Origin of the sequence: Olsenella phocaeensis (assembly GCF_048189965.1) — a bacterium.
GTDB lineage: Bacteria > Actinomycetota > Coriobacteriia > Coriobacteriales > Atopobiaceae > Olsenella_I > Olsenella_I phocaeensis.
Map to the genome: position 1 here is coordinate 47,533 of NZ_DBEZHV010000015.1, position 13,400 is coordinate 60,932.

Here is a 13,400-nt window from a genome sequence, read left to right on the forward strand (position 1 = left end):
GTGGCTCACGTAGACGCTCGTCCCTCTCCCCTCCTCGTGTCGGGCCTCAAGGTGCCGTCACGATAGGCGGGGGGACCACCACCAACAAGGGCGCGGAGGGTCGTTTCGGCCAACGTGGCCTTGGGTGGCAGCTAGAAAGGCCTGCATGAGTTGGCCAATCGTTCAGAACTCGCCCGAGTTCGCAAGATTCTGCAATCTCAAGTGAGTCCTGAACGGTAGCCACGCGACAAGTCCGCCCCGACGGCGTCCGGCCCGAGGAGGGCCTGGGGAGAGGCGCCTCCCTCCTCCCTAGAAGTCCAGGCGCACGGGGATGCCCTGGGCTGCCATGTACTCCTTGACCTGCCGGATGCTGTAGGTCCCGAAGTGGAAGACGCTCGCCGCCAGCACGGCGTCGGCCTCCCCCTCGATGACGCCCTCGGCGAAGTGCTCCAGGCTGCCCACACCGCCGGAGGCTATGACGGGAATCCGCACGGCACGGGCCACGGCGCGCGTAAGAGCCAGGTCGAAGCCCTCCTTGGTGCCGTCCCGGTCCATGCTCGTGAGCAGAATCTCTCCCGCGCCGCGGCGCTCCACCTCGCGCGCCCACTCGATGGCGTCGAGCCCCGTCGCTGCGCGCCCGCCCGCCACATAGACCTCCCAGCGGTCCAGGCTGCCCCGACGTCGGGCGTCGATGGCGCATACCACCGCCTGGCTGCCAAAGGCCGAGGCGGCGGCCGAGACCAGCCCGGGGTCGCGCACGGCCGCGGAGTTGACCGAGACCTTGTCGGCCCCCGCGGCGATCATCCGCCTCATGCCCGCGACGTCCCGGAAGCCCCCGCCCACGGCATAGGGGATGCGCAGCTCCTCGGCCGCGCGGGCGGCAAGGCCCACGGTGGTGGAGCGGTCGTCCGAGGTGGCCGTGATGTCCAGGAAGACCACCTCGTCGGCGCCCTCGCGGTCGTAGGCGCGCGCCAGCTCCACGGGGTCGCCGGCGTCGCGCAGCCCCACGAAGTTGACGCCCTTCACGACGCGCCCGTCCTTCACGTCCAGGCAGGGGATGACCCTCTTGGTCAGCATGCCGGGCCTCCGTCCTCGTTCTGGCGAGAGAAACCCGGGCACGCGACCGCCAGGGCCTCCTCCAGCGTGAAGCTTCCCTCGTAGAGGGCACGGCCGACGATGGCGCCCTCCACCACGTCCCCGCCCGCATCCGCGAGCGCGCGCAGGTCGTCCAGGCCCGCGATGCCACCCGAGGCGACCACGGGAAACCCGGCCACCTCTGCCGCGTGGCGGTAGAGCCCCAGGTCGATGCCGGTCTGCATGCCGTCGCGCGCGACGTCCGTGAGCACCAGGTGGCGGTAGCCCATGCCCGCGAGCTCGACGAGGAGCTCGTCCAGGAGGAGTCCAGCACCGTCGCGCCAACCGTTGACGCGCACCCAGCCGTCCTCCGCGGCGGCGTCGGCCACCACGAGCCCGCCGAAGTCGCGAGCCGCCTGGCGGGCGAAGGCCGGGTCGCGCACCAGGGCCGTGCCCAAGGCGACGCGGCTCGCGCCGGCGCTCACGAGCCGCTCGAGGTCCGCGAGGCACCTCACGCCTCCGCCCGCGTCGACCCGGATGCCCTCGACGGAGCAGATGCCCGCGATGGCCCGGCGGTTCGCCTCGCGCGCGGCCTCGTCCTCCTGGAAGGCGGCGGAGAGGTCCACCACGTGGACCCAGTGGGCGCCACGCGCCGCGAAGTCGCACGCGACGGCGACGGGGTCGTCGGAGTAGACGTCCATGCGCGAGCGCTCGCCCCGCTGCAGGCGCACGACCCTGCCGCCCACGAGGTCTATGGCTGGGAAGAGGATCATGCCAGCCCCCCTATCCTCGTACGACGCTCACGAAGTTCGCGAGCAGCGCACGGCCCGCCCGCGAGGACTTCTCGGGATGGAACTGCAGGCCAAAGACGTTGTCCGACCACACCCCCGAGGCGAAGCTGCGCGCGTAGTGGGTGCGCATCACCACGATGCCCTCGTCCACGTCGTCTGCCAGCGCATACGAGTGCGTGAAGTAGAAGTTCGCCCCCTCGGGCACGTCTGCCAGGAGCGGGCAGGTCCGCCCCAGCTCGCTGAGGTGCGCCTGGTCCCAGCCCACGTGGGGCACCTTGAGGCGCTTGGACTCCAGACGGGTCACCGAGCCCTCGAGCACACCCAGGCCGGGGACCCACTCACCGCCCCAGCTGGAGGGTCCATCCCTCCTCTCGCTCCCTCGCGAGAAGAGCAGCTGCATGCCAAGGCAGATGCCCAGGAAGGGCACGCCGCGACCGATGGCGGCCACGATGGACTGCGCCTGGCCGCTGGCAAGCAGCTGACCCATAGCGTCCTCGAAGGCGCCGACGCCCGGAAGCACGACGCCCGCGGCGCCGTCCACGTCGCGTGCCTCGTCGCTCACCACGACCGATGCGCCCACCTCGGCGAGCGCCCGTTCGACGCTGCGGAGGTTGCCCTCGTGATAGTCCACGACGACGATGCGCCCCTCCCCGCCGGACATCAGAGGCTCCCCTTGGTGGAGGGGATGCCCTCGACGCGAGGGTCGGGCTCGACCGCGGCGCGCAGGGCGCGGGCGAAGGCCTTGAAGCAGCACTCGAGCAGGTGGTGGGCATTGCTGCCGGCAAGCTCCCTCAGGTGCAGGGTCATGCCGGCCTCACGGGCGAGGCCCACGAAGAACTCCTGGCCCAGCTCCGTGTCGAAGCTGCCCACCTTCTGCGCAGGAATGGGAAGCTCCCAGTAAAGCTCCCCCCTGCCGCTGAGGTCGATGGCCGCCAGGACCAGGGACTCGTCCATGGGCACCAGGGCGTCGCCGAAGCGGCGGATGCCGGCCTTGTCTCCCAGGGCCTCCGAGATGGCCCTCCCCAGCACGATGCCCACGTCCTCCACCGTGTGGTGGTCGTCCACCCAGCTGTCGCCCTCCGCCCGGACGCGCAGGTCGACGAGGGAGTGCCTGCCCAGGGCGCAGAGCATGTGGTCGAAGAAGCCGACGCCTGTCCGGACGTCGCACTCCCCCGTCCCGTCCAGGTCCAGCTCGACCTGGATCTTCGTCTCGCCCGTGCTGCGGGACACGCTGGCACGTCTCTCCATCGTTCCTCCTTGGGTGTGGTCGGGGCAAGTGGGTGTGGTCGGGGCAGGTTCGGGGGTCAGGGGTCGTCGGGGGCCAGAGCCAAGGTCAGGGGAGAAGCTCCCCCATCGCCTGCAGGAAGGCGTCGTTCTCCTCGGGCGTCCCTATGGTCGCCCGCAGGCAGTCGGAAAGGCCGGGCGCCCGCGAGAAGTCGCGGACGAGCACGGAGCGCTCGTCTCTCAGCCGCTCCCAGAGCACGTGCGCCGACGGGACGCGCAGGAGCAGGAAGTTGCCCTGGCTGGGCCAGACCTCGACGCCGCGGCCCGCGAGGCGGCGCAGCTCGTCGAGCACACGGGCGCGCTCGCGGCGGATCAGCTCCACGGACGGGGCGAACTCGTCCCTCCTCCTGACGCAGACCAGGGCAGCTGCCTGCGAGAGCACGTTCACGGAATAGGGCTGGCGCACCGCGTTGAGCGCCGCGACCACGCCCGGCGACGCAAGGACGTAGCCCACGCGGGCGCCGGCCAGCGCGAAGGCCTTCGAGAAGGTGTGCAGGACGACGAGGTTGTCGAACTCGCCCAGGAGCGGCTCCGAGCTCTGTCCCGCGTCGGCGAACTCCATGTAGGCCTCGTCCGCCAGCACCAGGCCGGGGCAGGCGCCGCAGAGCTCGCGCACCAATCCGGGCCGGGCCAGGTTCCCCGTCGGGTTGTTGGGAGAGGTGACCACCACCACGCTCGCGCCGCGGGCGGCGTCGACCAGAGCCGCCTCGTCGAGGGAGAAGTCCGCGGGGTCGCGCGGCACGTCGACGACCTCGGTCTCGGCAAGCTCCGCATAGAGGCGGTAGACCGAGAAGGACGGAGGGCAGTCCACGAGGGTGCGCCCGGCGCCGCCGAAGGCCACGAAGAGGTTGAAGAGGAGCTCGTCCCCCCCGTTGCCCACGCAGACGCGCTCGGGCGCCACGCCGTGCCAGAGCGCTATCTCCTGCCTCAGCTCGTCGCTCAGGGGCCGGGGATAGCGGTTGGTCGCCGTGCGGGCGAGCGCCTGTCCCAGCTCTGCGGCCACGCCAGGAGGGAGGCCGAGGCCGTTCTCGTTTGCGGAGAGGTTGATGCGGACCGGCGCGAAGGCGGGGTCATAGGGCTCGAGCGCCGCGGCCGAGGGCCTGAGCGCGGACCTGAGGGCGTCGTCGATGGCAGCCATGCGTCACCTCCCGTGCTTCGTCAGTCGTCGGGACCCGCACCGCCGAAGCCGGGCAGCCGGACGGGGGCGGGCACATCGAGCTTACGCGGCCAGGCGGCGGACATGGCGTCCTCGCAGGCAGTCGTTACATCGGCGAAATTCTGGCCGCCCCCCTCGAGCAGCCTCCGCCTCAGGCCAACGCTGAGCGCGTGCGCCCAGAGGCCCTCCGCCTGGGCCAGCTCCTGCACGGCGGGTCCGTCTGCCGCGAGGCCCTCGGGCGTGTAGGCGATGACCGAGGAGCGCTTCTGGAAGTCGTAGACGCCCAGGGGGTTGGAGAAGAGCGCGGTGCCGCCGGTGGGAAGCGTGTGGTTGGGCCCGGCGACGTAGTCTCCCAGAGGCTCGGAGCTCCAGGGGCCCACGAAGATGGCGCCGGCGTTGTGCACCCGCCCCAGGAGCGAGAAGGCGTCCCGGCAGTGCAGCTCGAGATGCTCCGGCGCGATGAGGTCAACCGCGTCCAGGGCGGCGTCAAGGCCGTCGCAGACCACGCAGAGCCCGCGCCCGTCCAGCGAGCTGCGGGTGATCTCCTCGCGCGGGGACTGCGCCACCAGGAGCTCCACCGCGGCGAGCACGCGCTCGGGCAGGCCGGCGTCGTCGGTCACCAGGTAGCAGGCGGCCATGGGGTCGTGCTCGGCCTGGGCCATGAGGTCCGCGGCGACGATGGCGGGGTCTGCGGACGAGTCGGCCAGCACGCAGACCTCGGAGGGTCCGGCGACCATGTCTATGCCCACGTCCCCCATCACGTAGCGCTTGGCCGCCGCCACGTAGGCGTTGCCCGGCCCCACGACCTTGGCCACGCGAGGAATGGACTCGGTGCCATACGCGACGGCGGCGACCGCCTGCGCCCCACCCACGGCATAGACCTCGTCGACGCCCGCGACGGCTGCCGCGGCGAGCGTGTAGGGCGAGAGTGACCCGTCCCTCTGCGGCGGCGTGACCATGACGACGCGAGGCACGCCGGCCACCCTGGCGGGGATGACGTCCATGAGCACCGTGGAGGGGTACTGCGCGCGACCTCCCGGCACGTAGACCGCCACCGAGGGGACGGGCGTCACCTTGACGCCCAGGATGGTCCCGTCGGAGCGGGTGGTGAACCAGGACTGCTCGCGCTCGCGCTGGTGGAAGTCCAGGATCTGGTCGTGGGCCTTCCTGAGCGCCGCGAGGAAGCCCGCGTCGACGAGCTCCACGCTGCCCCGGACCAGCTCGTCAGGGACGCGGAAGGCGTCCGGGCAGGCCCCGTCGAAGCGCAGGCAGTACTCGCGCACGGCCTCGTCACCGCGCTCGCGGACGTCGTCCACGATGGCCTCGGCGGCCTCCATGACCTCGCGGGGCAGCGCCCCCGCCCTCTGCAGGTCCTTGCGCGTGAGGCGCGACGCCCCCTCGAGCCTGACGGTCCTCATCGACTGCTCCCCTCTCCTGACGCCGATACCTCCAGGAGCCGCCGTGCGAGGGCGCGCACCCGGAAGTCCGACCTGTAGGCCGCCGGTCCCGCGAAGAAGCGGGCGGCGCACTCCATGACCTCGTCCACCACCACGAGATCGTTCTGTGCCAGGGTCTCCCCCGTCGCGGTGATGTCCACGATGCGGTCGCTCATCCCCACGATGGGCCCCAGCTCTATGTTGCCGTGCAGCTGCACGATGTCCACCTGCTGACCGATGGACTCGTAGTAGCGCCGGGTGATGCGCGGGTACTTGGTCGCCACGCGCACGCTGCCCCGCCAGCCGTAGGCCTCCTCGGCGGCGCCGCGCCGGCTCGCCGGCTCCGCCACGACGAAGCGGCATGCGCCGTAGCCCAGGCCCACGAGCTGGACCAGCTCCTCGCCCGCCTCGATGATTGAGTCGTTGCCGCAGATGCCGCAGTCGGCCCCTCCGTTGCCCACGAAGGCCGGGGCGTCCTGCGCGCGCACGATCACGTACTCCACCCCGTCCGCGGGAATCACCAGCCTGCGCCCCGGCTCGCGCAGCTCCCCCACAGGCAGCCCTGCCGCCTCGAGCATCCTAACCGTGGGGGCGAAGAGGCTCCCCTTGGGGACGGCAATCCTGAGCGGACGCTCGGCCCTGCTGCTCGCGCTTGCCACGCCCCCCAGGCCTCCCCGCTGCCCCAGGACCTCCTGCAGCGCCTCGAGCGAGAGGGCGAAGCCGCACGCCAGGACGTTGGGCCTGCCCAGGTTGCGCAGGACGGCATCGTAGCGGCCACCCGACGCCAGCGCGTCCGAGGCCAGCTCGGAGTAGCAGCGGAACACGACGCCCGTGTAGTAGTCGAAGGAGTTGGGGATGGAGAAGTCAAAGGCGACCTGCCCGGACCCCAGGAGCTCGTGCAGGCCCTCGGCCATCGCCACGAGCTCCCCCGTGCCCCTCTCGCCCTCGGGGACCTCCGCCGCCGCCAGGAGCTCGTCCACGCGCGCCACCACCGAGGCATCGCCCGTCAGCCGCGGGAGCTCACGCAAGGCGCGGTCGAGCGCGGGCTCGAGCGTGAGCCCGTCCAGGTACTCGTCCAGGCCCACGAGGTCCGAGGCATGGACGAGCTCGAGCACGCGAGCGGTCACCTCCCCGGAGGGCGAGCGCTGGGCCAGCAACGCCTGCAGCGGGCGCACCGAGCCACAGGCCACGTGCCAGGCGGGAACCCCCAGCGCGTCGAGGACCTCTGCCAAGAGCAGGACGAGCTCGAGCTCGGGGCAGGCGCCCTCGAGGTCGAAGAGCTCCACTCCCAGCTGGGTGAGCTGGCGGGGCCTGCCCCCGAGCTCGGACTCCTCGCGCACCAGGGGCGCGGCGTAGCGCAGGCGAAGCGGCAGCCCGCCATCCGGCACGCGGGCCGAGACCAGGCGGGCGATGGGAAGCGTGAGGTCGGGCCGCAACACCATGAGGCTGCCGTCCGCGTCGATGAGCTGGAAGGGGGAGTTGCGTATCCTTCCCCCGCGCTCGAGCTCCGTCCGCTCCTCGAGCAGCGGGGTCTCGACCGGGAGGTAGCCATGCGACCGGAAGAGGTCCGCCACCCGCGCGCGGATCCTCTCGCGCACCGCCGCCTCGGCGGGCAGGATGTCGCGGAACCCCCGGGGAGTCCGTGCTGCCATGGCGTCCCCCCCTTCTGGCAGGGATGCGGTCCCTCTCCCCCCTGCGCTTTATCCTAGTAAAGTGCTTTTGTCGAGAGGTACTTTATCACGATAAAGCGGCGGGGAGACAGGCTTCACCGTCCGGAAACTTTCGTCGACCACGCCCGGCACGTACGCCCTGGCGTCGAATACGCCGAACGCGTGCCGAATTGCCACCATTACGTCCGGCACGCGCCGAACTACCGCCACTACGTCCAACGCGTGCCGAACTACCACCACTACGTCCAGCGCGTCTGAGAGCCTCACCTTTGACCAGTTGGCACGCAGCGAAAAAACGCGTCGGACGTAGTCGCGATATTGCGTGACGCGTCGGACGTAGTCGCGATGGGCCCCGACGCGTTGGACGCCTTCGCGGCGACGAACGGCCCGGCAATCGTTTCGACTACGCCAAGCACGCGTCAACCCGCGTCGACAACGTCCAACGCGCGCCAGCCCCTCACAAGTACACCCAATGCGTGTCGATTTGTTCCGACTACGTCAGACGCGTCTTATCGATAGTCACCAACTGGGCAAACGCAGCCGCCCCGCACGCATTGGACGCCTTCGAGCAATATCGAGACGCGTTAGGCGTAGTGTCGATGTTGCATGACGCGTCGGACGTGGTCGCGATGTTGCATGACGCATTGGACGTAGTGGTGGTAGTTCGGCACGCGTTGGGCGTAGTCGCGACGTTATACAACGCGCTAGGCGTGCCCGCGGCGTGAGCCGGCTCGTCGGGCGCAGGCATTCGCAGGCGAGAGGCGCGTCGGACGTGGTCGATGGCTAGCCGCGACGGCGGAGCAGCCTGCCCAGAATCGCGTTGACGGCCGACATCTCGGGCAGGCGCAGGGCAGCGGCCAGGCCGTAGGTCACGACAAGCGAGGGGATGCCGCCCGCCACCACCAGCGCGAGCGCCCCGCGCACGCCGCCCGCAGCCAGCGAGGGAACGGTGGCGGAAAGGCCGCGCATGACGCCCCAGCCGGCGGCGGCGCCCGCGAGGCCCAGCGCCAGGGAGCGCAACGCAGTGGCCAGCATGCCGCGGATGCCCAGGCCACCGATGGTGCGCCTGAGGTTCCAGAAGGTCACTGCCAGCACGGCGACCATGTAGACCGCAGAGGACCATGCGACCACGTTGAGCCCGAAGGCCGGCGTGAACGCGAGGCAGATCACGGTCTGGATCGCCGCGGCCACCACGTGCGCGCTGGCATAGAGCCCCATGCGCCTGAGCGACGAGCAGACCTTCTGCAGGTACATGACCACGGCATAGGGCGCGAGCGAAACCGAGAGCGCCCGCAGGTAGCTCGCGGTCATGTCGATGTCGGAGGCGGAAAACTTGCCCGCGGCCAGCAGCACGACGAGCGGCCGCGCGAAGGCCACAAGGTAGAGGGTGAAGGGCACCATGAAGAAGAGGATGCGGCTCGTCCCCGCCGACACGCCGCGCCGATACGCGTCCATGTCCCCGCGAGCCACGTAGTCCGAGAGCTCGGTGAACATCGCCGTCGTGATGGGGACGGCGAGGATGGCATAGGGCAGGGTGTACCAAAGACGGGCGTAGTAGCTCACCGAGGCGCCGGCCGCCGTGGCCGAGAGGGACGAGCTGGTCATGACCGAGACCGTCTCGAAGGAGCAGAGCATGACCACCAGCGAGGGCACGCCAATGGAAAGGGTCTCCTTGATCGCAGGGTCATGCAGGTCGAGGTGCAGGCGGATGCGGATGCCATGCCTCGACAGCGACGGAACCTGCATGAGGACCTGGACCGCCACGCCAAGGGGGTTGCCCAGGGCGAGGAGCACGAGCGCGAGCTGCGGGTCGGACCCCACGAGCCAGGCATAGGCCAGGAAGGAGGCCGTGGTCACGAAGTTGTTGAAGATGGGCGCCGCGCTGGACCAGAAGTAGTCGCGCTCGGCGTTGAGCACGCCGGAGAGGATCGACGAGAGCGCGTAGAGCACGACCTCGATGACGAAGAAGCGGAAGAAGTAGACGGCGAGCTCGCTGTCGAAGTCGGAGCTCGCGCTGAACGACTGGGTCCACACCACCTGGCTCGCGAAGACGAAGCCCAGGGCGCAGACCGCCCCCATGAGGATGAGGACGATCGTGACCAGGTTGGAGGTGTAGGCGTTGGCGCCCTCCCGCCCCAGGCGCTTCTTTACCGAGAGGTAGACCGGCAGGAAGGCCGTCACCAGCATGCCACCCACCACGATTTCGTACAGCTGGTTGGGGAGGTTGTTCGCCACGGAGTAGCAGCTCGCCGTGACGGTGACACCCAGCGCGTAGGCCTGGCCCCAGGTGCGGAAGAAGCCCGTGAGGCGGCTCACGATGACGAGTGCGCTCATGAGGGCAGCGGAGCGGCCGACCTGCGCCTCGCGGTCCTGGGGCTCGACGCCGGCGGCACCGGGGGCCGAGGGACGGACCCGTGGCCGGGGGCTCGTGGGCGTTGCCATGTGCTTGGGCATTGCTAGCTCCTTGTCTGGGCCGGGCCGTCCTGCGGGCCCTACGGGCGTCCGGGTCGTGCCGCCTAGCGGCAGATGTCTGCGAACTTCGCCTTGGTGAAGGCGGCGAGGTCGAGGGGGTCGAGCCGCAGGCTGAGACCGCGCCTCCCGCCCGAGATGCCTACGTCGTCGAAAAGCTGGGCACACTCGTCGATGAGGGTCGGGAAGGGCTTCCTCATGCCCACCGGCGAGCAGCCGCCACGGACGTAGCCGGTCACGGCCTCGAGGTCGCGCACGTGCATCATCGAGAGGGACTTCTCCCCCGCCGCTGCCGCGGCCTTCTTGAGGTCGAGCTCCTCGGCCACGGGGATGCAGCAGACCACGTGACCTCCCGAGGGCGTCACCGTGACCAGGGTCTTGAAGGACGAGTCGACGTCCTCCCCCAGGGCCTCGCTGATGCGGACGCCCACGCCGGACGAGAGGTCCTCCCCGTCGGCGTCGTAGGCTTGGCAGGTGTAGGCGACTCCCCCGCGCTCGAGCTCGCGCATGGCGTTGGTCTTCGCGACCTTCTCCCGCTTTGCCACGTCCCTTTCCCCTAGCCCTTGCCCTTTGAGGCACGCTCGGCCATGCGCCTACGGTCGCGCTCCAGGATGGGCGCGAGGTAGCGGCCAGTGTGGCTGCCCTTGGCCTTGGCGACCTGCTCGGGGGTGCCGTAGGCCACGACGGTGCCACCGCCGGCGCCTCCCTCGGGTCCCATGTCTATGATGCGGTCAGCCATCTTGATGACGTCCAGGTTGTGCTCGATGACCAGCACGGTGTTGCCGGCGTCGACGAGCTTCTCGAGCACCTCGACGAGCATGCGCACGTCCTCGAAGTGCAGGCCGGTGGTAGGCTCGTCCAGAATGTAGAGGGTCTTGCCCGTCTGCTGGCGGTGGAGCTCCTTGGCGAGCTTTACGCGCTGCGCCTCGCCGCCCGAGAGCGTCGTGGCGGGCTGGCCCAGGTGCACGTAGCCCAGGCCCACGTCGTAGAGAGTCTGGAGCTTGCGCTTGATCCGGGGGATGCTGGCGAAGAAGGCCAGGGCCTCGGTCACCGTCATGTCCAGGACGTCGCTGATGCTCTTGCCGTGGTAGGTGACCTCGAGGGTCTCGCGGTTGTAGCGCTTACCGTGGCAGACCTCGCAGGGCACGTAGATGTCGGGAAGGAAGTTCATCTCGATCTTGATCTGGCCGTCGCCCTTGCACGCCTCGCAGCGGCCGCCCGGCACGTTGAACGAGAAGCGCCCGGCGCTGTAGCCGCGCGCACGGCTCTCGGGCACGCTGGCGAAGAGCGCGCGCAGGTCGTCCCAGAGGCCGATGTAGGTCGCGGGGTTGGAGCGCGGGGTGCGGCCGATGGGGCTCTGGTCGATGTCGATGACCTTGTCTATGGCCTTGCGGCCCTCCTCGTCCTCCAGCCCCTCGAGGCGGCGGTAGGGCCCGACGGCGCGCTTGGAGTGGTGCACGGCGTTGGTGAGGGCGGGGGCGAGGGTGTCCGTCACGAGGGACGACTTGCCCGAGCCGCTGACGCCGGTGACCACGGTGAGGGTCCCCAGCTCCACCTTTGCGCTCACGGAGCGCAGGTTGTTGGCGGTCGCGCCGCTGATCCTGATGGCGCCACGACCGGGCTTGCGGCGCTCGGCAGGGAGCTCGACGAGCCTGCGACCCGTGAGGTAGGCGCCGGTGACGGAGTCCGGGTTGGCCATGATCTCTTCCGGCGTGCCGGCGGCCACCACGGCCCCGCCCAGCTCGCCGGCGCCAGGACCCATGTCTATGACGTAGTCGGCGGCGCGTATGGTGTCCTCGTCGTGCTCCACCACGATCACGGTGTTGCCCTGGTCGCGCAGGCGGCGCAGGGTGTCTATGAGCCGGTCGTTGTCGCGCTGGTGCAGGCCGATGGAGGGCTCGTCCAGGATGTAGAGCACGCCCATGAGCCCGGCGCCGATCTGGGTGGCGAGGCGGATGCGCTGGGCCTCTCCACCAGATAGCGTCGCCGCGGCGCGGCTCAGCGTGAGGTAGTCCAGGCCCACGTTGACCATGAAGCGGAGGCGGGCGATGACCTCCTTAACGATGGGGGCGCCGATGAGGTGCTGGCGCTCGGTGAGGGACAGGTCCTCGAAGAAGTCCAGGGCGTCCTTGCAGCTGAGGTCGCAGACCTCCTGGATGTTGCGGTCCCCCACGGTGACGGCCAGGTACTCGGGCTTGAGGCGGGCGCCGTGGCAGGTGGGGCAGGGCACCTCCCGGATGTACTTCTCCAGGTGGGTCTTCATGGTCTCGGAGGTGGTCTCCTGGTACTTCTCGAAGAGGATGGAGCGCACGCCCGAGAAGGTGGTGGTCCAGTTGGTGTCGCGGCCGTCGCGCGTGTGGTACTCCACGCGGACCTTGGCGTCCCCCAGGCCGTCGAGCAGGGCGTGCTGGGTCTTCTTCTTCAGCTTGTTCCAAGGGGTCTGGTCGCTCTCGCCCATGTGGACACAGACGGCCGAGAGGATCTGCGGGTAGTAGTTGGAGTGGCCGAAGATGCTTCCGAAAACGCCGCCTGCCACGGAGAGCGTCGGGTCCTCGATCAGCGCCTCCGCGTCCACGCTGCGACGCGTCCCGATGCCGTCACAGTCGGGACAGGCTCCGTAGGGCGCGTTGAACGAGAAGTCGCGAGGCTGCAGGTCGTCTATGGAGTGGCCGTGCTCGGGGCAGGCCAGGGCCAGGGAGTAGCTCAGGAGCTCCCCCTCCGCGGCCTCGGGGGCGTCGCGGTCGGGGAGCAGGTAGAACGAGACGCGGCCCGAGGCGAGGCGCGTAGCCGTCTCGATGGCCTCCGCCACGCGGCCGAGGCTGTTCTCGCGAATGACCACGCGGTCCACGACGACCTCGATGGAGTGCTTGAGCTTCTTCTCGAGCCTGATGTCCTCCTCGAGCTCGCGCACCTCGCCGTCCACGCGCACGCGGCTGAAGCCCTCGTGGCGCAGGTCCTCGAAGAGCTTGGCGTACTCGCCCTTGCGGCCCAGGACCACGGGGGCCAGCACGAGGGCGCGGCGGCCCTGGCCCACGGCGAGGACCTTGTCGGCCACCTGGTCGGTGGTCTGGCGCTCGATCACGCGGCCACACTCGGGGCAGTGCGGGACACCGATGCGGGCGTAGAGCAGGCGCAGGTAGTCGTAGATCTCCGTCACGGTTCCCACGGTGGAGCGGGGGTTGCGGCTCGTGGTCTTCTGGTCGATGGAGACCGCGGGCGAGAGGCCATCGATGGAGTCGAGGTCGGGCTTGTCCATCTGACCCAGGAACATGCGGGCGTAGCTCGAGAGCGACTCGACGTAGCGGCGCTGCCCCTCGGCATAGATGGTGTCGAAGGCAAGGCTCGACTTGCCCGAGCCCGAGAGACCCGTGATGACGACGAGCTTGTCGCGCGGGATGGTGACGTCAATGTCCCGCAGGTTGTGCTCGCGCGCACCGCGGATGACGATGGACTCAGAGGCCATGTGCTACCCCTTGGAAATGAAGGCGTTCAGACAGCACTAGCGTATACCCGAAGCGCTGGGGGCCGTGTCGTTGGGCGG

At 69.9% G+C, this 13,400-nt stretch carries 10 protein-coding genes; all 10 read right to left on the reverse strand.

Going from position 1 to position 13,400, the window contains the following annotated elements; genetic code table 11:
• Window positions 1-288: 288 nt before the first annotated feature.
• The 10 genes from hisF to uvrA all read right to left on the reverse strand — a co-directional run bounded on the left by hisF (window position 289) and on the right by uvrA (window position 13,322).
• The gene (gene hisF, locus ACMPH2_RS07510) at window positions 289-1,056 is read right to left on the reverse strand and encodes an imidazole glycerol phosphate synthase subunit HisF (protein ID WP_009277848.1); all 768 of its coding nucleotides are present in this window, start codon (window positions 1,054-1,056) and stop codon (window positions 289-291) included.
• Window positions 1,050-1,826, reverse strand: coding sequence for a 1-(5-phosphoribosyl)-5-[(5-phosphoribosylamino)methylideneamino]imidazole-4-carboxamide isomerase (locus ACMPH2_RS07515; RefSeq protein WP_417119091.1), 777 nt, complete (start codon window positions 1,824-1,826; stop codon window positions 1,050-1,052). Before ACMPH2_RS07515 ends, hisF begins: the two co-directional genes overlap by 7 nt.
• Before the next feature lie 10 nt (window positions 1,827-1,836).
• Complete coding sequence (gene hisH / locus ACMPH2_RS07520; protein WP_417119092.1) at window positions 1,837-2,505, reverse strand: imidazole glycerol phosphate synthase subunit HisH; 669 nt, start codon at window positions 2,503-2,505, stop codon at window positions 1,837-1,839.
• Window positions 2,505-3,092 carry an imidazoleglycerol-phosphate dehydratase HisB gene (hisB, locus tag ACMPH2_RS07525; RefSeq protein WP_417119093.1) on the reverse strand — a complete coding sequence of 196 codons (588 nt, stop codon included), beginning with the start codon at window positions 3,090-3,092 and terminating at the stop codon, window positions 2,505-2,507. The genes hisH and hisB overlap by 1 nt, the downstream gene beginning before the upstream one ends.
• 85 nt (window positions 3,093-3,177) lie before the next feature.
• The gene (gene hisC, locus ACMPH2_RS07530; RefSeq protein ID WP_417119094.1) at window positions 3,178-4,266 is read right to left on the reverse strand and encodes a histidinol-phosphate transaminase; all 1,089 of its coding nucleotides are present in this window, start codon (window positions 4,264-4,266) and stop codon (window positions 3,178-3,180) included.
• Window positions 4,267-4,286: 20 nt separating this feature from the next.
• Window positions 4,287-5,702 carry a histidinol dehydrogenase gene (gene hisD, locus ACMPH2_RS07535; protein ID WP_417119095.1) on the reverse strand — a complete coding sequence of 472 codons (1,416 nt, stop codon included), beginning with the start codon at window positions 5,700-5,702 and terminating at the stop codon, window positions 4,287-4,289.
• Window positions 5,699-7,372, reverse strand: a complete 1,674-nt coding sequence (hisG, locus tag ACMPH2_RS07540; RefSeq protein ID WP_417119096.1) for an ATP phosphoribosyltransferase — start codon at window positions 7,370-7,372, stop codon at window positions 5,699-5,701. The genes hisD and hisG overlap by 4 nt, the downstream gene beginning before the upstream one ends.
• Before the next feature lie 801 nt (window positions 7,373-8,173).
• Window positions 8,174-9,844, reverse strand: coding sequence for a murein biosynthesis integral membrane protein MurJ (gene murJ / locus ACMPH2_RS07545; RefSeq protein WP_417119097.1), 1,671 nt, complete (start codon window positions 9,842-9,844; stop codon window positions 8,174-8,176).
• Between the two features lie 62 nt (window positions 9,845-9,906).
• Window positions 9,907-10,404 (reverse strand): Cys-tRNA(Pro) deacylase, encoded by a 498-nt coding sequence (gene ybaK, locus ACMPH2_RS07550; RefSeq protein WP_417119098.1) that lies wholly within the window; start codon window positions 10,402-10,404, stop codon window positions 9,907-9,909.
• Window positions 10,405-10,415: 11 nt separating this feature from the next.
• Window positions 10,416-13,322, reverse strand: coding sequence for an excinuclease ABC subunit UvrA (gene uvrA / locus ACMPH2_RS07555; protein WP_417119099.1), 2,907 nt, complete (start codon window positions 13,320-13,322; stop codon window positions 10,416-10,418).
• Between the last annotated feature and the right edge of the window lie 78 nt (window positions 13,323-13,400).